Origin of the sequence: Enterobacter sp. 198 (assembly GCF_009025585.1) — a bacterium.
Classification (GTDB): domain Bacteria; phylum Pseudomonadota; class Gammaproteobacteria; order Enterobacterales; family Enterobacteriaceae; genus Enterobacter; species Enterobacter ludwigii.
Genome location: NZ_WCIM01000022.1, coordinates 21425 through 43590, shown reverse-complemented (window position 1 = coordinate 43590; position 22166 = coordinate 21425). Strand labels below are relative to the sequence as shown.

The 22166-nt window shown below is 56.7% G+C and carries 16 protein-coding genes; 7 read left to right on the top strand and 9 right to left on the bottom strand.

Annotated features, from left to right (window positions below):
- Positions 1 to 158 precede the first annotated feature (158 nt).
- The 3 genes from F8561_RS13015 to F8561_RS13005 all read left to right on the top strand — a co-directional run bounded on the left by F8561_RS13015 (position 159) and on the right by F8561_RS13005 (position 5440).
- Positions 159 to 2894: a glycosyl hydrolase family 18 protein gene (locus tag F8561_RS13015; protein WP_032681347.1), complete on the top strand. Its 2736-nt coding sequence runs from the start codon at positions 159 to 161 to the stop codon at positions 2892 to 2894.
- A 137-nt stretch (positions 2895 to 3031) separates the two neighbouring features.
- The gene (gene iagB, locus F8561_RS13010; RefSeq protein WP_044867092.1) at positions 3032 to 3472 is read left to right on the top strand and encodes a type III secretion system invasion protein IagB; all 441 of its coding nucleotides are present in this window, start codon (positions 3032 to 3034) and stop codon (positions 3470 to 3472) included.
- A 144-nt stretch (positions 3473 to 3616) separates the two neighbouring features.
- Complete coding sequence (locus tag F8561_RS13005) at positions 3617 to 5440, top strand: chitinase (RefSeq protein WP_151887557.1); 1824 nt, start codon at positions 3617 to 3619, stop codon at positions 5438 to 5440.
- A 62-nt stretch (positions 5441 to 5502) separates the two neighbouring features.
- Here the strand turns inward: F8561_RS13005 and F8561_RS13000 are convergent, their stop codons facing one another.
- From F8561_RS13000 to poxB, 4 genes are all read right to left on the bottom strand, one after another.
- Positions 5503 to 6516: an NAD-dependent epimerase/dehydratase family protein gene (locus F8561_RS13000; RefSeq protein ID WP_020884845.1), complete on the bottom strand. Its 1014-nt coding sequence runs from the start codon at positions 6514 to 6516 to the stop codon at positions 5503 to 5505.
- Between the two features lie 89 nt (positions 6517 to 6605).
- Positions 6606 to 8045: an SDR family oxidoreductase gene (locus tag F8561_RS12995; protein ID WP_151887556.1), complete on the bottom strand. Its 1440-nt coding sequence runs from the start codon at positions 8043 to 8045 to the stop codon at positions 6606 to 6608.
- Between the two features lie 10 nt (positions 8046 to 8055).
- Entirely contained in the window at positions 8056 to 9057 is a 1002-nt protein-coding gene (ltaE, locus tag F8561_RS12990) for a low-specificity L-threonine aldolase (RefSeq protein WP_151887555.1), read from the bottom strand.
- 38 nt (positions 9058 to 9095) lie between these two features.
- Positions 9096 to 10814 (bottom strand): ubiquinone-dependent pyruvate dehydrogenase, encoded by a 1719-nt coding sequence (poxB, locus tag F8561_RS12985; protein WP_014169348.1) that lies wholly within the window; start codon positions 10812 to 10814, stop codon positions 9096 to 9098.
- 151 nt (positions 10815 to 10965) lie between these two features.
- Between poxB and F8561_RS12980 the strand changes: the two genes are divergently transcribed.
- Positions 10966 to 11400, top strand: a complete 435-nt coding sequence (locus tag F8561_RS12980; RefSeq protein ID WP_032677784.1) for a DoxX family protein — start codon at positions 10966 to 10968, stop codon at positions 11398 to 11400.
- Positions 11401 to 11445: 45 nt separating this feature from the next.
- On the opposite strand, the gene hcr is transcribed toward F8561_RS12980, so the two are convergent.
- The 4 genes from hcr to aqpZ form a co-directional block, all read right to left on the bottom strand.
- A complete protein-coding gene (gene hcr, locus F8561_RS12975) occupies positions 11446 to 12414 on the bottom strand; it encodes an NADH oxidoreductase (RefSeq protein WP_047955294.1) in 969 nt (322 codons plus the stop codon).
- Positions 12415 to 12424: 10 nt separating this feature from the next.
- Positions 12425 to 14077, bottom strand: coding sequence for a hydroxylamine reductase (hcp, locus tag F8561_RS12970; RefSeq protein ID WP_151887554.1), 1653 nt, complete (start codon positions 14075 to 14077; stop codon positions 12425 to 12427).
- Positions 14078 to 14221: 144 nt separating this feature from the next.
- Positions 14222 to 15121, bottom strand: coding sequence for a lysine exporter LysO family protein (locus F8561_RS12965; RefSeq protein WP_020884841.1), 900 nt, complete (start codon positions 15119 to 15121; stop codon positions 14222 to 14224).
- A 166-nt stretch (positions 15122 to 15287) separates the two neighbouring features.
- Positions 15288 to 15983, bottom strand: coding sequence for an aquaporin Z (gene aqpZ / locus F8561_RS12960; protein WP_025204573.1), 696 nt, complete (start codon positions 15981 to 15983; stop codon positions 15288 to 15290).
- A gap of 289 nt (positions 15984 to 16272) precedes the next feature.
- On the opposite strand from aqpZ, the gene F8561_RS12955 reads away from it, so the two are divergent.
- Positions 16273 to 17931, top strand: a complete 1659-nt coding sequence (locus tag F8561_RS12955) for an ATP-dependent endonuclease (protein WP_134178987.1) — start codon at positions 16273 to 16275, stop codon at positions 17929 to 17931.
- Here F8561_RS12955 and F8561_RS12950 read toward each other — a convergent pair.
- Positions 17928 to 18884 (bottom strand): VirK/YbjX family protein, encoded by a 957-nt coding sequence (locus F8561_RS12950; RefSeq protein ID WP_020884839.1) that lies wholly within the window; start codon positions 18882 to 18884, stop codon positions 17928 to 17930. The genes F8561_RS12955 and F8561_RS12950 overlap by 4 nt on opposite strands.
- A gap of 159 nt (positions 18885 to 19043) precedes the next feature.
- On the opposite strand from F8561_RS12950, the gene macA reads away from it, so the two are divergent.
- Together macA and macB are read left to right on the top strand one after the other, a co-directional pair.
- Positions 19044 to 20159, top strand: coding sequence for a macrolide transporter subunit MacA (macA, locus tag F8561_RS12945; protein ID WP_020884838.1), 1116 nt, complete (start codon positions 19044 to 19046; stop codon positions 20157 to 20159).
- Entirely contained in the window at positions 20156 to 22096 is a 1941-nt protein-coding gene (gene macB / locus F8561_RS12940; protein WP_151887553.1) for a macrolide ABC transporter ATP-binding protein/permease MacB, read from the top strand. The genes macA and macB overlap by 4 nt, the downstream gene beginning before the upstream one ends.
- The last annotated feature ends 70 nt before the right edge of the window (positions 22097 to 22166 follow it).

Sequence of the window (22166 nt, the reverse complement as noted above, 5' to 3'; positions counted from 1 at the left end):
AGCTTGTATCTTTTAATGGAGGAATACAGCGCGCCACAGAAATAGCGGTTAACGATTATTGCTTAAGTTGAAATTCAAAGTCTGTAAAAAACTATTCCATGTTTTAAAGGAAGACATGGGTCATTAACGTTTACAAATAAATTTATCAGGAAATAAAAATGAAATTTATGAAGCCTAAATATCTGGCGCTTTTCGTTGCAGCGGCGTCCAGCTCTGCCTTCGCGGCGGCGCCAGGTACGCCAACCCTCAGCAGTGGCAATGATAAGTTTGCGATTGTTGAAGTTGACCAGGCAGCGCAAGACTATAACAGCCTTGTGAAAGTCCATGATGGCGCGGATGTGAAAGTTGAGTGGAACGTCTGGAGCGGCGATGCGCCAACCTCGGCGAAAGTGCTTCTGGATGGTCAGGCCGTGTGGAGTGGCGCCGCAAGCGCCTCCGGATCAGCCACCTTCAAAGTGAAAAAGGGCGGACGCTATCAGGAGCAGGTTGAACTCTGTAACGCCAGCGGGTGTTCTAAAAGTGCCAGCAAACTGATCATCGTGGCGGACACGGACGGGAGCCATCTGCTGCCGCTGAACACCACCCTGAAGGAAAATAACAAAACTTTCTCTCAACATACGGACAAAGTGGTGGGTGCCTATTTCCCTGAGTGGGGCGTCTATGGGCGTGAGTTCCCGGTGGATAAAATCCCTGCGGCGAACCTGAACCACATTTTGTACGGTTTCATTCCGATCTGTGGTGGTGATGGCATCAACGACGGGTTAAAAACGGTTGAGAACGGCAACAGCTTCGCCGCGCTGCAGCGCGCCTGTGCGGGCCGTCAGGATTACACCGTGGCCATTCACGATCCGTGGGCGGCATTGCAAAAACCGCAGGCCGGCGTGACCAACTGGGACGACCCCTACAAAGGTAACTTTGGTCAGTTGATGGCGCTGAAAAAAGCCCATCCGGATCTGAAAGTGCTGCCTTCCATTGGCGGCTGGACGATGTCCGATCCGTTCTTCCAGATGCATGATTCAGCGATCCGCGCGCGCTTCGTCTCTTCCGTGAAAGAGTTCCTGAAAACCTGGAAATTCTTCGACGGGGTCGATATTGACTGGGAATTCCCAGGGGGTGGTGGTGTGTCGGAAAATCTTGGCAACCCTGCTCAGGACAAAGCTACCTATACCGCGGTGATGCACGATCTGCGCGCGATGCTGAACGAGCTGTCAGCAGAAACGGGCCGTACGTACGAACTGACCACCGCCATTGGTTCCGGTAAAGACAAAATTGAAGACGTGGATTACACCACGGCGCAGCAGTATCTCGACCACATCTTCCTGATGAGCTACGACTTCTACGGCGGCTGGAGCAACACTGATCTCGGCCACCAGGCGGCGTTGCACGGCGCGGAGTGGAAACCGGACACCAACTACACCACTGAAAACGGCGTGAACGCGCTGCTGGAGCAGGGCGTGCAGCCGGGCAAGATTGTTGTGGGGGCGGGCATGTACGGTCGCGGCTGGACCGGCGTTCATGGCTACACCGGCGACAATCCGTTCACCGGTACGGCAACGGGCGCGGTCAAAGGCACCTGGGAACCGGGCGTGGTTGACTACCGTCAGATTGCGAACGAGTACAAAGGCAAGCCAGGCTGGGAATACAAATACGATGCCGCGGCAGAAGCGCCGTATCTGTTCAATAAAGCCACCGGCGACCTGATTACCTATGAAGACGCGCGTTCTACCACGGCAAAAGGTAAGTATGTGCTGGCGAAAAACCTGGGCGGTCTGTTCTCCTGGTCCATCGACTCGGACAATGGCGACATCCTCAATGCGATGAACGAAAGCCTGTTGGGCGGCGGTTCAACGCCGGTTGATCCCGTTGTCACCAACCATGCGCCGATCGCTGCGGCTGCCGATCAGACCGTGACCGGGCCTGTTACCGTCACCCTTGATGGCTCTGCGTCTGGCGATCCGGACGGCGACGCCATTACCTATAAGTGGACCCAGATTTCCGGTCCAGCCGTGACCCTTACCAACAGCACGAAAGCCAAAGCCTCCTTCGGCGCGGCGGCAGTGACTCAGAACCAGACGCTCTCCTTCCGCCTGACGGTGAAAGATGCGAAAGGCCTGACGAACGCCATTGATGTTCAGGTCGTGAACAAAGCACCTAAAGCGAACCAGGCACCGGTGGTCAACCCGATGGAAAGCATCACGCTGCAGGCGGGTGAAACCTATGCCCTGCATGCGCAGGCAGCCGATCCGGATGGTGACGCGCTGACCTATGCCTGGAGCGTGCCGGCGGACATGAACGCAACCGGAACTGACACCGCGAACGTGAATATCACCGCACCGGCTGTTGCTTCCGATTCCACCTACACCCTGAGCGTGGTGGTCAGCGACGGTAAAACCAGCGTTCAATCGAACGTGCAGGTTATTGTCACGCCAAAAGCAGCCGATGAGGTCACGCCGCCATCTGACGAGGTGACACCACCAGCCGATGAGGTCACGCCGCCATCTGACGAGGTGACACCACCTGCCGATGAGGTCACGCCACCTTCTGATGAAGGCTCTGCCACCGGCAGCTGTGATGCACCTGTTGATGCCAATGCCAGCCAGTACCCGGCCTGGAGTGCGAGCAAAATCTACAACAGTGGTGACACCGTGAGCGCCGACAACCTGGTGTGGAAAGCGAAGTACTGGACACAGGGCAATAAACCTGGCTTTGACGCGGATGCATGGGAGCTGGTCAGCCAGGTGAAGATGAACTGGCGTTCCGATGTGGTTTACAACGGTGGCGATACGACCACCTACCAGGGGTATGTCTACCGTGCGAAATGGTGGACCCGTGGTGATAAACCAGGTAACAGCGATGTATGGGTGAAAGAAGGCGCGTCAGCAGACTGCAAATAACCTTCTTAGCCTGAGGTTGCGGGTTTGATATCGCCTGCAATCGTTGACCACACCCCGTTTCGGGTGTGGTCAACCCCTTCCGGAATAAGACAGCGTGCGCAAGGAGAAGGATCGTCAGTAAATAAACAGGTAATGAGATGAAACGCTTTTTATTGTTATTGCTTATTTTAAGTCAGAGTGCGGCAGCAAATTGCTGGGATAAAGCGGCGCATTATTATCATGTCGATCCGTATTTATTATATGCCATTGCGCAGGTGGAATCCGGTATGAATCCGAATGCCGTGGGGTGGAATCAGGATGGCTCGCGGGATGTGGGATTAATGCAGATTAACAGCACGCATTTCAGCGAGCTGCAGCACCAGGGCATTGACGAGAACCGGCTTGTGACCGAGCCCTGCACCTCCATTATGGTGGGCGCATCAATACTGTCGACGATGATCAACGTATATGGCTATAACTGGGAAGCCGTCGGTGCTTATAACGCGGGAGTGAAAAAAGAGAATTATTCAAAGCGCATGAATTATGCCCGCAAGGTCTGGGCGAAATATCAGGAGATAAAACCTCGTTCCTCTTATTAATTCTGCTTTTTGTTTTTTGAAGCGTACCCAGAGGTGCGCTTCAGAAAATGAAAAATTACCGCACTCTTTGGTTTATTTATTAAGGGAATAATACATAAACCGTGATTGCATTAACCCTTGTTGCTATATATAGGATGAGTTGAAATGACCAAAAGGACCTTACTGAGCGTGCTCGTTGCGGGTGCATGCATTGCGCCTTTCATGGCACAGGCTGCGACGCTGCAGGCAACCACCAGCGAGCCGTTCACCCTGAAAGCCAGCGATCTGGCGAAGAAAGAACAGGAACTGACTAACTTTCCACTGATGGCGTCGGTTAAAGACACCATTCGTACGCTGGATAATGCCCAGGTTGAGCTGATTGAGCCAGGCCGTGCAGCGAACCCGGATAACGTTAAACGCGTTGAAGGCATTGTGAAGGCCAGCGACTGGGAATACCTTTTCCCGATGCGAGCACAGTCCTACACCTACAGTAACTTCCTCAAAGCGGTGGGCAAATTCCCGGCGCTGTGTAAGACCTACAACGACGGCCGTGACAGCGACGCCATCTGCCGTAAAGAGCTGGTCACCATGTTTGCCCACTTCGCACAGGAAACCGGCGGTCACGAAAGCTGGCGTCCGGAAGCCGAATGGCGTCAGGCGCTGGTTCACGTTCGCGAAATGGGCTGGACCGAAGGGCAGAAAGGCGGTTACAACGGCGAATGTAATCCTGATATCTGGCAGGGACAAACCTGGCCGTGCGGCAAAGACAAAGACGGCGATTTCGTGAGTTACTTTGGCCGTGGGGCAAAACAGCTGTCTTATAACTACAACTACGGTCCGTTCTCTGAAGCGATGTTCGGCACTGTCCGCACGCTGCTCGACAAGCCGGAGCTGGTGGCTGACACCTGGCTGAACCTGGCAAGCGCCATCTTCTTCTTCGCCTACCCGCAGCCGCCGAAACCGAGCATGCTGCAGGTTATCGACGGCACCTGGCAGCCAAACGATCATGACAAAGCCAACGGCCTGGTTCCGGGCTTCGGCGTGACCACCCAGATCATTAACGGTGGCGTAGAGTGTGGCGGCCCGACTGAGATTGCCCAGTCTGAAAACCGTATCAAGTACTACAAAGAGTTTGCGAAGTACCTGAAAGTGCCTGTCCCGGCAAATGAAGTGCTCGGCTGTGCCAACATGAAGCAGTTCGATGAAGGCGGCGCCGGTGCGCTGAAGATTTACTGGGAGCAGGACTGGGGATGGAGTGCCGATACGCCAGACGGTAAAACGTATTCCTGCCAACTGGTCGGTTATCAGACGCCGTTCAGCGCCTTTAAAGAGGGTGACTACACGAACTGCGTGAAGAAGTTCTATAACGTCAACATTATCAACGATGACGGTTCCGCCGTGACGCCGGACGAGCATCCGGTCACTCCGGCACCGACGCCATCGGAAGATGAAACCCCGCCACCGATTCCGGACGAAACGCCGGCAGAACCGACCGTGGTGAACCACGCACCGGTCGCGCAGATTGCGGGCCCAATCGGTGCGGTGGAAGCGGGCGCGCAGGTATCCCTGAGCGCAGAAGGATCCACTGACCAGGACGGCAACACGCTGACCTACACCTGGCGTTCACAGGATGGCCAGACGGTCACCGGTGAAGACAAGGCGGTGGTGACCTTTACCGCGCCCGAGTCTGCGACGGCTCAACAGTATGAAGTCAGCCTGACCGTGAGCGATGGCGAGCTGAGCAGCACCACTTCCTATCTGCTGAACGTTAAAGCGAAAGCCACGACGCCGTCTGAAAACGACGGTACCTCAGGTGCTTACGCCGCGTGGAGCGCGAACAGCAAGTACAAGGCAGGCGATATCGTGAATAACCACGGTAAACTGTTCCAGTGCAAACCGTTCCCGTACAGCGGCTGGTGTAACAATGCTCCGGCGTACTACGAGCCAGGCGCGGGTCTGGCGTGGTCAGACGCCTGGACGGCGCTGTAAAACAAAACGGCAACCTTCGGGTTGCCGTTTTCGTCTCTGTTCTCTGAGATGAGCGCACTCAATTAGCGATGCAATTTACCGTGGTCACGCAGCCAGGCGGCAGTACGCACAATCCCCTCATCCAGGGAGACAATCGGCTTATACCCCAGTTCGTTTTCTGCGCGGGTGATATCCAGCGTAAAATCAAAGTTGAGCTTTGACACACCGTAGTGCGTCAACGCAGGCTCTTTCGCCGATTTACTCCCAAGACGCTCCATACTGCGGGCAATCATATCCAGCATCGGGTAGGGCACGGAACGAATACGGCAGTCGATTTGCAACTCGTCAATCAACCTTTGCACGATGCTGCGCAGCGTGCAGGGCTCACCGTTGGTGATATTGTACGCGCGACCGGAAATCAGGGTATCGCAGTCCGGCTGGCTTGCCAGCCACATGGCGTGGACCGCATTTTCGTAGTACGTCATATCCACCATCGCATCGCCACCGCGGGGCAGCAGCACGCTGCCGTAGTGGTGCATCATCTGCGCCAGACGCGGGATAAACACTTTGTCATGCGGGCCGAACAGGCTCTGAGGACGCAATACGGTAAAACGGGTGTGCGGGTTCGACTGCGCCAGCAGATCGATCACCTCTTCGCTGGCCGCTTTACTGCGGGCAAACTCACAGGCAAAGCGCGCCGGGCGAAAATCTTCCTGCACGTCGCGGTGATGGTGATAGTCGAAATAGAGAGACGGGGAGGAGATATGAATAAAGTTACGCACGCCCCAGGCCACGGCCCATTCACCCAGACGACGGGTGGCACGCACGTTGGCGAGGTCAAAAGCTTCCTGGGTGCCCCACGGGGAGGTAAAACTGGAGCAGTGCCACAGCGTATCGATACCGGCCAGCATTACCTTGGCCTGAGAGGAGACCAGCTCCGTCAGGTCGGCATGGACAAACTCTGCGCCCATTTTTTGCAGCAGTTTACCCATCGCTTCGTTGCGACCGGTGGCCCTGACGCTGATGCCTTTGTTGCGCAGAAACTCGACCGCATTTCGGCCTAAGCCGCTGGTCGCCCCGGTAACCAGTACCTTCATATCAATCCACTGTGTTGAAAAAGAATTTCGTGCGCATTCTTTCGTGAATTACGGCGGGTTGCAATGGGAAAGGTGAAAGAAAAAGAGTTTTATTGAGTTATTTTCGTCTTTTGTTCTGCCAGCTGCGCGATACGTTTCGCCATTCCGCGAAAGATAAACAGGTGAGCGGGGATCATCAACAACCAGTAGAAAAGCCCCGGCATACCGTGCGGGTGCCACCAGGCACGAACGTCCAGTTCACGATGGTCGCCTTTGTCTTTTAGCGTAAAGCACAACCGTCCCAGACCGGGCGCTTTCATGCCAAACAGCAGCGCCAGCTGTTTTTCGGGCTCGACGATAATTACCTTCCAGCTGTCAACCGTATCGCCTACCGCAAGATACGGGTGCGCAGGACGGCCTTTCGCCAGCCTGTGTCCTACCAGCAGATCCAGTGCGCCACGGGTTTGCCAGAGGATATTGCCGAAGAAATAGCGTTCTTTGCCGCCAATCTGATTCACCACCTCCCACAGGTCCGCCAGACTGGCTGGGGTGTTCACCGTGCAGCCCGCCTGTTTAGGAAAGTAACCGTACTCAGGCCGCCAGCGGGCAAACGCCTGGGCGTCGTAGCCCCAGTCGCTGGAGTTCATCAGCTGTTCCTCTACCTTGAGCGTATTGCGTACCGCGTCATCGAAACGGATCAGCGTCTGGGGGATCAGCGCACGCAACGCGCGATCGTCGGCCAGCAGATCGTGTTTGAGCCCCTGGATCAGCGCTTTTGCGGTCGTCGGCGGCACGGACGTAATGACGGTTAAAAACCACACCGAGATCCAGCGGGTAGGGAAGGGAATGGGGATCAGCCAGCGTCGGCGGCCGCTGACACGCATAAAATGTTCGAACTGTTGCTGGTAGCTCAGCACTTCCGGGCCGGCAGCCTCAAGCACACGGTGTTGCTCAGCCGGATGGTCCAGCAGGGCCACCAGATAATGGCGTAAATTTTCCAGCGCAATCGGCGTGGTGCGCGATCGCACCCAGCGCGGCGGGGTAAGCACCGGCAGGTTGTACACCATGTCGCGCATCACTTCGAACGCGGCGGAGCCGGCCCCGACGATGATCCCCGCCCGCAGTTCGGTGACGGGAATATTGGCGCCGCGCAGGGTTTCAGCCGTGAGCTGACGGGCGCGAAGATGATCGGACTGCTCGTTAGCAGGCGCCTGCAGCGAGCTTAAAAAAATCACCTGCTTCACCGGTGTGCGCAACAGCGCGTCGCGAACGTTCATCGCCACCTGACGCTCGTGGGCGATAAAATCGCCCCCTTCGCCCATGCTGTGAACAAGGTAGTAAAGCGTGTCGACCCGTTCCAGTAACGCCGGCAGCGTCGTGGGCCAGTTGAGATCGACGTTGTGACAGGTCACCCCGGGCAGGTGCAGCTTTTGCAGACGCTCCGTGTTGCGTGCCACGGCCAGCACCTGGTGCCCCTGCTGACTTAACGCAGTGGTGAGATGCTGACCGATATACCCACTGGCACCGAGTACCAGAATACGTTGCGGCACGCTCTGCTCCTTAGCGCTGTAAAAACGCCTGCCAGTGTTTCACCACGTCTGCCAGCTGCTGACGATTAACGTCTAAGTGCATAACCAGGCGTACCACCGGCGAGGCGTTGATCAACACGCCACGGGCTTTCATAAACTCACCCAGCGCGGCAGCGTGCTCTTCGCCCACGCGAATGAACAGCATGTTGGTATCGTGGCGCATAACGTCTGCACCAATCTCGCGTAGCTGTACGGCCATCCACGCGGCGTTTTCATGGTCGTCTTTCAGGCGGGCCACGTTGTTTTTCAGGGCGTACAGTCCGGCTGCCGCCAGAATACCGGCCTGGCGCATCCCGCCGCCGGTCATCTTACGCCAGCGGACCGCGCGTTTGATGTAGTCCGCATTGCCCACCAGCAGCGAGCCAACGGGCGTCCCCAGCCCTTTAGACAGGCAAATAGTGAACGAATCGCAATACTGCGCGATGTCTTTCAGCTCGCAGCCATACTCCACCACGGCGTTAAAGATGCGCGCGCCGTCCACGTGCAGCCCGAGTTTGCGCTCGCGGGTGAATTCCCACGCTGCTTTCAGGTACTCGCGCGGCAGCACTTTGCCGTTGTGGGTGTTTTCCAGACTGAGCAGCCTGGTGCGGGCGAAATGCACATCATCGACTTTGATTTTCGCCGCGACCTTGTCGAGCGGCAGGGTGCCGTCCGGGGCGGTATCTATCGGCTGAGGCTGAATGCTGCCCAGTACCGCCGCACCGCCTGCTTCGTACAGGTAATTGTGCGCGCCCTGACCGGCAATATACTCTTCACCGCGTTCGCAGTGGCTGAGCAACGCCACCAGGTTGGCCTGGGTGCCGGATGGCAGAAACAGGGCGGCCTCTTTACCGCTTAGCTCGGCGGCATAACGCTGCAGCGCATTCACCGTTGGATCGTCACCGTAGACGTCGTCCCCGACCGGGGCGGCCATCATCTCTTCGAGCATGGCGCGACCCGGACGGGTAACGGTATCACTGCGTAAATCAATCATTTCACATCCCTTTAATTTAAGAGGTTATGTGAAATGTTTTACCTGAGCCAGTTGGTTTTTGCCAGTTCGATTACCTCATCACCGCGTCCGCTGATGATGGCGCGCAGCATATAGAGGCTGAATCCTTTGGCCTGCTCGAGTTTAATCTGCGGTGGGATCGCCAGTTCTTCTTTCGCCACCACCACGTCCACCAGTACCGGACCGTCGATGGAGAAGGCGCGCTGCAGGGCTTCATCGACTTCTGAGGCTTTCTCTACGCGAATACCCGTGATGCCGCAGGCTTCAGCGATGCGCGCGAAGTTGGTGTCGTGCAGCTCGGTGCCGTCCGTCAGATAGCCACCTGCCTTCATCTCCATCGCCACAAAGCCCAGCACGCTGTTGTTAAAGACCACGATTTTCAGCGGGAGCTTCATCTGCACAACCGACAGGAAATCGCCCATCAGCATGCTGAACCCGCCGTCGCCGCACATCGCCACCACCTGACGCTCTGGTGCGGTGGCCTTGGCCCCCAGCGCCTGCGGCATGGCGTTGGCCATCGAACCGTGGTTGAACGACCCCAGCAGACGGCGTTTGCCGTTCATCTTCAGATAGCGTGCCGCCCAGACGGTCGGGGTGCCCACGTCGCAGGTAAAAATGGCGTCGTCGTCCGCGAAATGGCTAATTTGCTGCGCCAGATACTGGGGATGAATGGCTTTGTCGCTCGGTTTGGCAAGATCGTCCAGTCCTTTGCGTGCATCGCGGTAATCACTGAGGGCTTTGTCGAGGAACTTCCGGTCGGTTTTTTCTTCCACCAGCGGCAGCAGGGCGGCGAGGGTGGATTTGATGTCCCCTACCAGCGCCATATCGACTTTACTGTGGGCACCAATACTGCCCGGGTTAATATCAATCTGAATGATTTTGGCATCCGTCGGGTAAAACGCGCGGTACGGGAACTGGGTGCCGAGCAGGATCAGCGTGTCGGCATTCATCATGGTGTGGAAACCGCTGGAAAAACCGATCAGTCCGGTCATGCCCACGTCATACGGATTGTCATATTCGACGTGCTCTTTGCCGCGCAGGGCGTGAACAATCGGGGATTTTAACTTGCCGGCAAATTCCACCAGCTCTTTATGCGCGCCTGCACAGCCACTGCCGCACATCAGGGCGATATTGCTGGAGTAACGCAGCAGCTGCGCGAGCTTTTTGAGCTCTTCTTCAGCCGGCGTGATGACAGGCTGTGGGGCGTGATACCAGTGCGAACTGGCACCTTCAGGCGCGGCCTTCAGCGCCACGTCACCGGGAATAACGACCACCGAAACACCGCGGTTAAGCACGGCTTTGCGCATTGCAATGGCCAGAACCTGAGGGATTTGTTCTGGTGAGGAAACTAATTCGCAATAGTGGCTGCATTCACGGAACAGCTCCTGAGGATGCGTCTCCTGAAAATAGCCGCTGCCGATTTCGGAAGAAGGGATGTGCGCGGCAATCGCCAGGACCGGTACGTGATTGCGGTGGCAGTCAAACAGGCCGTTGATCAAGTGAAGGTTGCCCGGTCCGCACGATCCGGCGCAGACGGCCAGTTCACCCGTCACCTGCGCTTCCGCCCCAGCCGCGAAGGCGGCAACCTCTTCATGACGGGTTGGCATCCATTCAATGGTCTTCATCTTATTGAGGCTATCGCTCAGCCCGTTCAGGGAGTCGCCGGTTACGCCCCAGATGCGCTTTACGCCTGCCTGCTCGAGGGTTTTTGCTATGTATGCAGCCACGGTTTGTTTCATGGGTGTCCATCTCCTTTAAGTGATATCGCTTACAAGCTTAGAAGAAAGTCACTGTATTGCCGCGCTTTCCCCCTTATTAAAAGGTGCTTTTCACCCGCAATGATTCGGCATAATCTGGTCATCACACAGATGAAAACAGGAATCATTTCAAATGGTTAAATCATTGTTAATTGCTGTTAATGAAAAGCTATCGTGCGACGATGCCGGCAAACTCTTGTTACGACTTGCCGTCGGTGGGCTGATGCTTTTTCACGGTTTACACAAGTTATTGGGTGGCGTGGGGTTCATCAGCGGCATGCTGGTGGAAAAAGGCTTACCGGGGTTTATCGCCTACGGCGTGCTCATTGGCGAAGTGGTGGCGCCTGTCCTGATTATCGTGGGGCTTTTTACGCGCCCGGCGGCACTGGTGCTGGCGTTTACCATGATTGTGGCGTGGCTGATGGTCGGGACGGGGGAAACCTTTGCGCTGGACGCGGTAGGTGCCTGGGCGATTGAGAGCCTGGTGTACTTCTTTATCGGTGCGCTGGCGGTAGCATGTTTAGGCGCTGGGCGTTTTGCGTTGGGGAAAGCGCCGGTCTGGCGGTAGGCGTACTAACCGGGGGTAAACGCTAGCGCTTACCCCCGTCATTCGCTACGCCAGCACAAGATCGCCCTGTGGATGACACGAGCACGCCAGCACGTATCCGTCGGCGATTTCTGCCTCGGTCAGCGTCATGGTGCTCGTCACGGTGTACTCACCGGAGACCACTTTGGTCTTGCAGCAGCCACATACACCAGCACGGCATGCTGCCACCACCGGCACGTTGTTGCTTTCCAGCGCGTCCAGTAGCGTGGTGCCGACCCGGCCAAAGAAAGTCTGAGCAGGCTGCAGTCTGGTGAACGTAATTCCGCTGGTTGCCGCTTCCGCCACCGGGGTGAAGAACTGCTCTTTGAAGAAGCGGGTCACGCCCAGTGCTTTCACGTCCTGCTCAACGATATCCATATACGGCGCCGGCCCACAGGTCATCACGGTACGTTCCGCGAGATCCGGGACGCTTTGCAGCAGTTCACGGCTCAGACGTCCGGCGACAAAACCGTGGGTTGCGTTATGTTCCGCCACCAGCGTCACCGGATAGTTACGCCACTCTTCGGCAAAGATCACATCTTCCGGCGAGCGCACGCTGAAGATCACCTGAACATCTGCCTGCGGACGGTTTTTCGCCAGCCAGCGACGCATTGACATGATCGGCGTGACGCCGCACCCGGCGGCCAGCAGCAGGAATTTATCTTCCGCTTTATCGTCACAGGTGAAATCCCCGTGTGCGTCCGACAGCCAGAGGTAATCCCCGCGCTTCACGTCCCGGGTCAGCCACTGCGAGCCTGCGCCATCATCGATACGGCGGATAGTGAGCGTGATGTACTCGCTCACGCCCGGCGTTGAGGAGATCGTGTAGGCGCGCAGCGTGTCCGCTGAGTTGCGGACACTGACCAGCGCATACTGACCTGCACGGTACGGATAGTAGTCATGGCACAGCAGGGACAGCGTCCACACATCCGGCGTCTCCTGATGGATGTGATGAACCTGCATCCGCCACGGACATTGTGAGGTTGGCATGGTCATGAATAACTCCTTACGCGCTCAGCAGCTGCTGCATATCTTCTTCTACGGTGGTCACGGAACGCAGACCAAACTTCTCGTTCAGCACGGCCAGCAGATCCGGTGTGAGGAAGCCGGGTGCGGTTGGGCCAGTCACAATGTTGGTCACGCCGAGAGAGAGCAGGGTCAGCAGGATGACAATCGCTTTCTGTTCAAACCAGGAGAGCACCAGCGACAGCGGCAGATCGTTGACGCCGCAGCCCAGTTTTTCCGCCAGCGTGACGGCCAGAATGATGGCAGAGTAGGCATCGTTACACTGACCCGCATCGACCAGACGTGGCAAACCTTCGATGTTGCCGAAGTCCAGCTTGTTGAAACGGTATTTACCGCACGCCAGCGTCAGGATCAGGCAATCTTCCGGTACGCTGGTGGCGAAATCGGTGAAGTAGTTACGCTCACCGCGCGCGCCGTCACAGCCGCCAATCAGGAAGATATGGCGCAGTTTTTCACGGCTCACGAGGTCAATCAGTGAATCCGCGGCACCGAGCAGGGTTTCACGACCAAAGCCGACGGTGATCAGATGTTCGATTTCGCTGTACGGGAAGCCACCCATCTGCTGCGCCTGGGCAATGACCGGGCCGAAATCATCCCCTTCCAGGTGGCTCACACCCGGCCAGCCAACGATGCTTCGGGTCCAGATGCGGTCGTCATACGCGCCAACGGTGGGGTCGATGATGCAGTTAGAGGTCATCACGATGGGGCCCGGGAAACGGGCGAACTCAACCTGCTGGTTCTGCCAGCCGCTGCCGTAGTTCCCGACCAGGTGTTTAAATTTACGCAGTTCCGGGTAGCCGTGTGCGGGCAGCATTTCGCCGTGGGTATAGACGTTAACGCCCGTGCCTTCGGTCTGCTTCAGCAGGTTATAGAGGTCTTTCAGGTCATGGCCGGAGATCAGGATGCACTTGCCTTCGGTCGCTTTAACGTTAACCTGCGTCGGCGTCGGGTGGCCGTAGGTGCGGGTTTCACCGGCATCCAGAATACGCATCACGTTGAAGTTCATCTGGCCGATTTCCATTGAACATTCGAGCAGCGGATTCATCTCGGCAGGCCAGGTACCCAGCCACGCCATGATTTTGTGGTACTGAGCATAGATAGTGTTATCGTACTGGCCCAGAACGTGCGCGTGTTCCATATAGGCCGCGGCCCCTTTCAGGCCGTACAGGCAGAGCAGACGCAGGCCGAGAATGTTCTCGCCAATCGCCGCTTTGTCTTTGTTGGGGGTGAATTCTGCTGCCTGACGCTGCAGCTCGCCCAGGTCGTCGCTCACCAGCTGCAGGTCTGCCATTGGGTTTTCTACCCGTGCGTTGGCATCGGCGCTCAGGCACTGCGCTTTCAGCGCTTCACGCAGCGCAATCGCTTCGCGGGCATAACCGACGATGCGCGGGGAATCAAAGTTAACGTTAGTCAGCGTGGAGAAAAAGGCGCGGGGGGCGAAACTGTCTACATAGTGGTCAATAATGCCATATTCGCGGGCCTTGAATGCCCATGCGGAAAGGCCTTGCAGGGCGGCAATCAGCAGATCCTGCAGGTCTGATGTTTCTGCGGTTTTGCCGCACATACCTTGCGCATAAGAGCAGCCATTGCCTGCCGGGGTACGGATGGTTTGTTCACATTGCACACAAAACATAATCACACCTGTTAAAGTTATATTTGATATACATGTTTGAGGTTATGCCTGTGACTGAACGGTGAAAAGGGCTTTCTTCTACAAAATAGAGGGAGATTGATTTAGCGCAATTTTGGCGGCAGAAAGTCTACCGCCAGAGGAGTATCAGGCGGAGAAAAACGCCATCAGAACGGGAACCAGCAGGCTCAAAATAAAGCCGTGTACGATGGCGGCAGGCACCATCTCCAGCCCACCTGAACGCTGCAGAACCGGCAGGGTAAAGTCCATCGACGTGGCGCCACACAGACCCAGTGCGGTCGAGCGACTGCGGCGCACCAGGCCCGGGATCAGCATAATGGCAATTAATTCTCGCGCCAGGTCGTTAAAGAAGGCGGCGCTCCCGATGACCGGACCGAACGATTCGGTCAGCAGAATACCGGAAAGGGAATACCAGCCAAATCCGGAGGCCATTGCCAGACCGGTTTTTAACGGCAGGCCGAGAATAAAAGCGTTAATCACGCCCGCCACCAGTGAGCTAATGACGACGATAACCGCGACGATCATTCCACGGCGATTAAGGACAATCTGTTTCAACGTCATGCCATTATTTCGCAGCTGAATACCGATAAGGAACAGCAGGAAAATGAGGGTATATTCACTGGCTTCCGTCGCGTGCTGTAAAAAATTCCATCCGCTAAGCCCAAGAACAAAACCCAGCACCACGACGCCGCATAATTTTAAAGATTCTAGCGCCATTGCAATTCGTGACGGCAGTTTTTCCTGATGGTGGTGATTTTTCCACGGAATAGTGCGTTCAAGCCAGAAAAGTGCGGCAATATTGCACAGCAAAATAACGGCGCAGGTGACGACAGAATAATGCAGGATCGCCAGCAGATTGGTGGCCAGATTATCCAGAAACGCCAGGCTTATCCCCATAAAGAAAAGAATGACGTAGACAATCCAGCTCAGAAAACGGTTGATAAGCCGTAACGCGGATTCGCGATGCAGCGGGATAAGGTAGCCCACAATCAGAGGCAGCAGAATGATGAGGAGTCCTGAAAACATGAACAACGGGTCCTTGTGAATATCTGTTAAGCGCCAGAGACACTACCCAATAAACGTTGTCAGGTAAAGGAGCAACAAAAAAGCCGGGTGGCAGCAACGCCTGACCCGGCCTGAGTGTTGTCATGCAGGTCGGGTAAGCGTAAGTGCTACCCGACTGCACACGCAATTAATCGCGTTTTTCCAGCAGGGTGCGATACAGCACGCCGCCCAGAATACCGCCGATGATTGGCATTACCCAGAACAGCCACAGCTGCTCAAGCGCCCAGCCGCCCTGGAAAATAGCGACGGCAGTACTGCGCGCCGGGTTTACGGAGGTATTGGTGACCGGAATAGAGATCAGGTGGATAAGCGTCAGCGCCAGACCAATGGCAATAGGTGCAAAGCCCGCCGGGGCGTGTTTGTCGGTTGCGCCGTGGATCACCAGCAGGAAGCCTGCGGTCAGCACAATTTCAATCACGATGGCAGAGAGCATGGAGTAACCGCCAGGGGAGTGTTCGCCGAAACCGTTTGAGGCGAAGCCGCTTGCGGCGGCGTCAAAGCCGGCTTTACCGCTGGCAATAACGTACAGAACCGCTGCAGCAATAATCCCGCCAACAACCTGGGCCACAATATAACCAATGACTTCTTTAGCAGGGAAACGACCGCCCGCCCATAAACCTAATGTCACCGCCGGGTTAAAATGACCACCGGAAATATGACCCACGGCAAACGCCATGGTTAATACGGTTAAACCGAATGCCAGCGCAACGCCGACAAAACCAATACCTAATTCCGGAAATGCTGCTGCCAGAACGGCGCTACCGCAGCCACCAAACACCAGCCAGAATGTACCAAAGCATTCTGCTGCTAATTTTCTAAACATAACCACCTCAATAATAAACTTCACACGCGTTCCTGCGTGCGGGATATCGTCAAAAAAGGGATGACGACTCAAAGAGCCATTATTTTAAAAACAAAAACATCCCTTCGCCACTAAAATTAATTCGGTTAATTTGATTTATGGCAACGTGATGTCATTCCTTGTTCAAATCGACGGTAAATAGAGCATAGACCAATTCTCTGCAGCACGAAGGTTGTGCTGTCGTGTCAAAGTTCCTGCCGCTATACTGCTGATAACTTAAAGGAAAAAGTGATCATCTCGCGGGGGATTTATGCTTCTCGAACGTGTGGAAATTGTTGGGTTCCGCGGTATTAACCGCCTGTCGCTGCAGCTTGAGCAGAACAACGTCCTGATCGGTGAGAACGCGTGGGGTAAGTCCAGCCTTCTGGATGCGCTGACGCTGCTGCTTTCGCCCGAAGACGATCTGTATCACTTTGCCCATGATGATTTCTGGTTTCCTCCCGGCGATGTGAATGGCCGCGAAAAACACCTGCACATTATTCTGACGTTCCGCGAATCCGAGCCGGGGCGTCACCGCGTGCGTCGCTTCCGGCCGTTATCACCCTGCTGGGTCCCGTGCGACGACGGTTTCCACCGGATTTTCTACCGGCTGGAAGGTGAGATGGCAGAAAACGAGGGCGTATTAACCCTGCGTGATTTCCTCGATGAGAAAGCCAACCCTATTCCGCTGGATGACATCGACGACCTGGCTCGCCACCTGATTCGCCTGATGCCGGTGTTGCGCCTGCGTGATGCGCGTTTTATGCGGCGGATCCGCAACGGCACCGTACCGAATATGCCGGAAGTGGAAGTGACCGCCCGCGAGCTGGATTTCCTGGCGCGAGAGCTGGTGGCGCGTCCGCAAAATCTGACCGATGGTCAAATCCGCCAGGGGTTGTCAGCAATGGTACAACTGCTGGAACACTATTTTTCCGAGCAGGGGACGTCGGAGTCGCGCCATCGTCTGATGCGCCGCCGCTCTCACGATGAACAACGCAGCTGGCGCTACCTCGATATCATAAACCGGATGATTGACAGGCCCGGTGGCCGTACCCATCGGGTGATTTTGCTGGGGCTGTTTTCGACGCTACTGCAGGCCAAGGGCACCGTTCGTCTCGACCGTGACGCCCGCCCGCTGCTGCTGGTGGAAGACCCGGAAACGCGCCTGCACCCGATCATGCTCTCGGTGGCGTGGCACCTGTTGAATCTGCTGCCGCTGCAGCGCGTGACCACCACCAATTCCGGCGAGTTATTGTCCCTGACCCCGGTCGAGCACGTCTGCCGTCTGGTACGTGAGTCTTCCCGCGTCACCGCCTATCGCCTCGGGCCGGGCGGGATGAACGCGGAAGAGGGACGTCGTATCTCGTTCCACATCCGCTTTAATCGTGCGTCGTCGCTGTTCGCCCGCTGCTGGCTGCTGGTTGAGGGAGAAACGGAAACCTGGGTTATCAACGAACTGGCGCGTCAGTGCGGCCACCATTTTGATGCCGAAGGTATCAAGGTCATCGAATTTGCCCAGTCGGGGATCAAGCCGCTGATCAAATTCGCCCGGCGGATGGGCATTGAATGGCATGTGCTGGTGGATGGTGACGAGGCGGGAAAAAAATATGCCGCGACCGTGCGTGGCCTGCTGAATAATGAGCGCGAAGAAGAGCGCGACCACCTAACCATGCTGCCGACCATGGACATGGAGCACTTTATGTACCGTCAGGGGTTCGACGACGTGTTCCACCGGATTGCGATGGTGCCGGTGGATGTGCCAATGAACATGCGGCGCGTGATTGCCAAAGCCATCCACCGCTCATCAAAACCTGATTTAGCGATTGAGGTGGCGACGGAAGCGGGGAGACGTGGCGTGGAGTCCGTGCCGACGCTGCTGCGCAAGATGTTCTCCCGCGTGCTGTGGCTGGCACGCGGGAAAGCGGATTAAGCGCGGGTCGCCTGCGTGACGTGTTGCGTCAGGCTGTCCAGTAACGCATAGCGGCGGCGGTACTCAGCGCGCTTTTTGCTCGCAATCTCGTCCATCGGCTTACGGGGCATGGCGAGCGGCAGCATGAAGTGGCCGTTATCCTGTTTTTGCCCGCCGAGGGAGAGCCAGAAGCTGTCATAATCGGCCAGCAGTTTTCCCTCTTTTTTCTTGCGGTAACGCCAGCTGCGGTAGATATGCGTGGCGTTACTCACCGCGACAATATGCTCAACCGGGAAAGCTGCGCCAAGCGTCATTGCCGTTTCAACCAGCAGGCGTTTCGGGAACAGGCCGTGACACGCTTTGGTCGCCCCCTGGATCAGTTCATGTGGAACGTGTGCTTTTGCCCCCTGCAGGCCGCCGATGAACAGCGTTGTTTTTCCTTCAAACGGGCACAGCGTGAAGGTCATTTCCGCCAGCACGGTATTCTGATGGTTACAAAAGACGAGGGTGGCTTCACCCTCTTTATCCATGAAGGCGTCGGCGCACAGGCGCACAGTAAACTGCTGTTCGTCTTTTCCGGTCAGCGTCAGCAGGGTTGCCCCCTGCGGTGAAAGGTAACCCTTGACCAGCGTTGCCGGAAGCTGGCGCGTCATGGTCTGGTAGTGCCAGGTCAGCGATTCCAGCGCCTGTCGGCGATCCATGTCCACCGTTAACCACGGGCGATGCAGGCGGCACGGTAGCCCCGGCTGCACCTGCAACATTTGCATCAGGCGCGGCTGCTTTGCCAGCTCTGACAGCAGACGCGTGGTGCTGAACGGTGTCATCAGCGAACGGAGCATGAACTTACGTCGATAAGCGGGGTTTTGCCATGCCAGCCCCGGAGTGATCTTCCCGAAGGCCAGATTATTGAAGAGCTGCCAGCCGGATTTAGGCTGGTGCTGATGAGAAATAAGTGTATCGACGATGGAAGACATGTTAGATCCTGCTTCTGAAGGAAGGGTTCTATTTCAGCAGGCGAAATTTCAATAACTCATCAACAAATTGAGGCGATTTCGGTGCGCGGGGGTTTCGTTGAGGAGTCGTTTAGATAGAATCAACGTTTATAATTGCCAGAACATTTATTTGGAATATTTATGAACCTCAAGGGAAAACGCAGAACGTGGTTTCTGCTGCTGGCGGTAATTGTTATCGGGGGAGGGTTCTGGCTATGGCAGATCCTGAATGCCCCTGTACCACAGTATCAAACACTGATTGTCCGTCCGGGCGAGCTGCAGCAAAACGTGCTGGCGACGGGAAAACTGGATGCCCTGCGCAAGGTTGACGTGGGTGCACAGGTAAGCGGTCAGTTGAAAACGCTGTCGGTTGAGATTGGCGACAAGGTGAAAAAAGGCCAGCTGCTGGGCGTTATCGATCCTGAGCAGGCGCAAAACCAGATCCGTGAGGTGGAAGCCACGCTCATGGAACTGCGTGCCCAGCGTGCACAGGCGCAGGCTGAGCGCAACCTGGCCCAGGTAACGTTAACGCGTCAGCAGGCGCTGGCCAAAACGCAGGCCATCTCGAAACAAGATTTAGACACGGCTGCCACCGAGCTGGCGGTTAAGCAGGCGCAGATCGGGACTATCGATGCGCAGATCAAGCGCAACCAGGCCTCGCTGGATACGGCCAAAACCAACCTCGACTATACGCAGATTGTGGCGCCCATGGCCGGGGAAGTGACTCAAATTACCACGCTGCAGGGGCAAACGGTGATTGCGGCGCAGCAGGCGCCCAACATTCTGACCCTGGCGGACATGAGCACCATGCTGGTGAAAGCCCAGGTCTCAGAGGCGGATGTTATTCATCTGAAGCCGGGGCAGAAAGCCTGGTTTACCGTCCTCGGCGATCCTCAGACGCGCTATGAAGGCGCGCTAAAAGACATTCTGCCGACGCCGGAAAAAGTGAACGATGCCATCTTCTACTATGCGCGCTTCGAGGTGCCTAACCCGCAGGGCGTGTTGCGTCTGGACATGACCGCACAGGTGCACATTCAGCTTACCGGCGTGAAAAATGTGCTCACCATTCCTCTCTCTGCGCTGGGTGAATCCACCGGCGAGAGCCGCTATAAAGTGAAAGTGCTGCGCAACGGCGAAACGCGTGAGCGAGAAGTGGTCATTGGTGCACGTAATGACACCGACGTGGTGGTGGTCAAAGGGCTGGAAGAGGGTGAGGAGGTTGTTACCAGCGAAAGCCTGCCCGGAGCCGCTAAATGACGGCGTTGCTAGAGCTGAATGACATTCGTCGCAGCTATCCGTCGGGTGATGGCCCGGTTGAGGTGCTGAAGGGGATCACCCTGCGCGTCGAAGCGGGCGAGATGGTGGCGATTGTCGGTGCGTCCGGCTCCGGTAAATCGACGCTGATGAATATTCTCGGCTGTCTGGACAGACCCACCAGCGGCACCTATCGGGTGGCCGGTATGGATGTTTCCACGCTGGACGGTGACGCGCTGGCAAAACTGCGGCGGGAACATTTCGGTTTTATCTTCCAGCGTTACCATCTGCTCTCTCACCTGACGGCGGCGCAGAACGTCGAAGTGCCGGCGGTCTATGCCGGCGTCGAGCGGAAAAAACGCCTTGAGCGCGCCCAGATGCTGCTGACGCGTCTGGGGCTGGCGGAACGGGTGGAGTACCAGCCCTCGCAGCTCTCCGGCGGCCAGCAGCAGCGTGTCAGTATCGCACGCGCGCTGATGAACGGCGGTCAGGTGATCCTCGCAGATGAACCGACCGGGGCGCTCGACAGCCATTCGGGTGAAGAGGTGATGGCGATCCTTCACCAGCTTCGTGATCAGGGGCATACGATCATCATCGTTACCCACGATCCGCAGGTGGCTGCGCAGGCCGAGCGCATCATTGAGATCCGCGACGGAGAGCTGGTCAGCAACCCGCCGGCGCGTCACGCCCGGGCGGCGGCGCCGAAAGAAGTCCTGCCGGCGTCAACCGGTTGGGGACAATTTTCCAGCGGGTTTCGTGAGGCGCTGACCATGGCCTGGCTGGCGATGGCCGCCAATAAAATGCGCACCCTGTTGACCATGCTGGGTATCATCATTGGTATCGCCTCGGTGGTATCGATTGTGGTCGTGGGCGACGCGGCCAAACAGCTGGTGCTGGCGGATATTCGGGCCATCGGGACCAACACCATTGATGTCTATCCCGGCAAAGATTTTGGCGATGACGAGCCGCAGTATCAGCAGGCGCTGAAGTATGACGATCTGGCGGCTATCCAGAAGCAGCCGTGGGTGAATTCGGCCACGCCGGCGGTCTCACAAAACCTCCGTCTGCGGGTAGGCAATGTTGACGTTGCTGCCAGCGCCAACGGCGTCAGCGGCGATTACTTTAACGTCTATGGCATGACCTTCAGCGAAGGTGCCACCTTCAACGCCGAGCAGTTAGCGGGCCGGGCGCAGGTGGTGGTGCTTGACGCCAACTCGCGCCGGCAGCTCTTCCCCAATAAAACCAACGTGGTGGGCGAGGTTATCCTGGTCGGAAACATGCCTGCGACGGTGATTGGCGTGGCGGAAGAGAAACAGTCGATGTTTGGCAGCAGCAAGATCCTGCGCGTCTGGCTGCCCTATACCACCATCTCCGGGCGGATTATGGGGCAGTCCTGGCTGAACTCCATCACCGTTCGCGTGAAGGAGGGCTACGACAGCGCGCAGGCCGAGCAACAGCTGGAACGGCTGCTGACGTTGCGTCACGGGAAGAAAGATTTCTTCACCTGGAATATGGACGGTCTCTTGAAAACGGCGGAAAAGACCACACGTACTCTTCAGCTGTTCCTGACGCTGGTGGCGGTGATCTCGCTGGTGGTCGGCGGTATCGGGGTGATGAATATCATGCTGGTATCGGTCACGGAACGTACCCGGGAGATTGGCATCCGCATGGCAGTCGGTGCCAGAGCCAGCGATGTGCTGCAGCAATTTTTGATTGAAGCGGTGCTGGTGTGTCTGGTGGGCGGCGCGATGGGCATTGCGCTGTCGATGATGATCGCGTTTGCTCTGCAGCTTTTTTTACCCGGCTGGGAGATTGGTTTCTCGCCGGTGGCCATTCTTACCGCATTTTTGTGTTCGACTTTTACCGGCATTTTGTTTGGCTGGCTGCCTGCCCGCAATGCGGCGCGTCTGGATCCTGTGGATGCGTTGGCTCGCGAATAGGCTGAAAATAAAAATGCCAGCCGATCGGGCTGGCATTTTGACGGCGGGATGTACACAATAAAACAGAGAG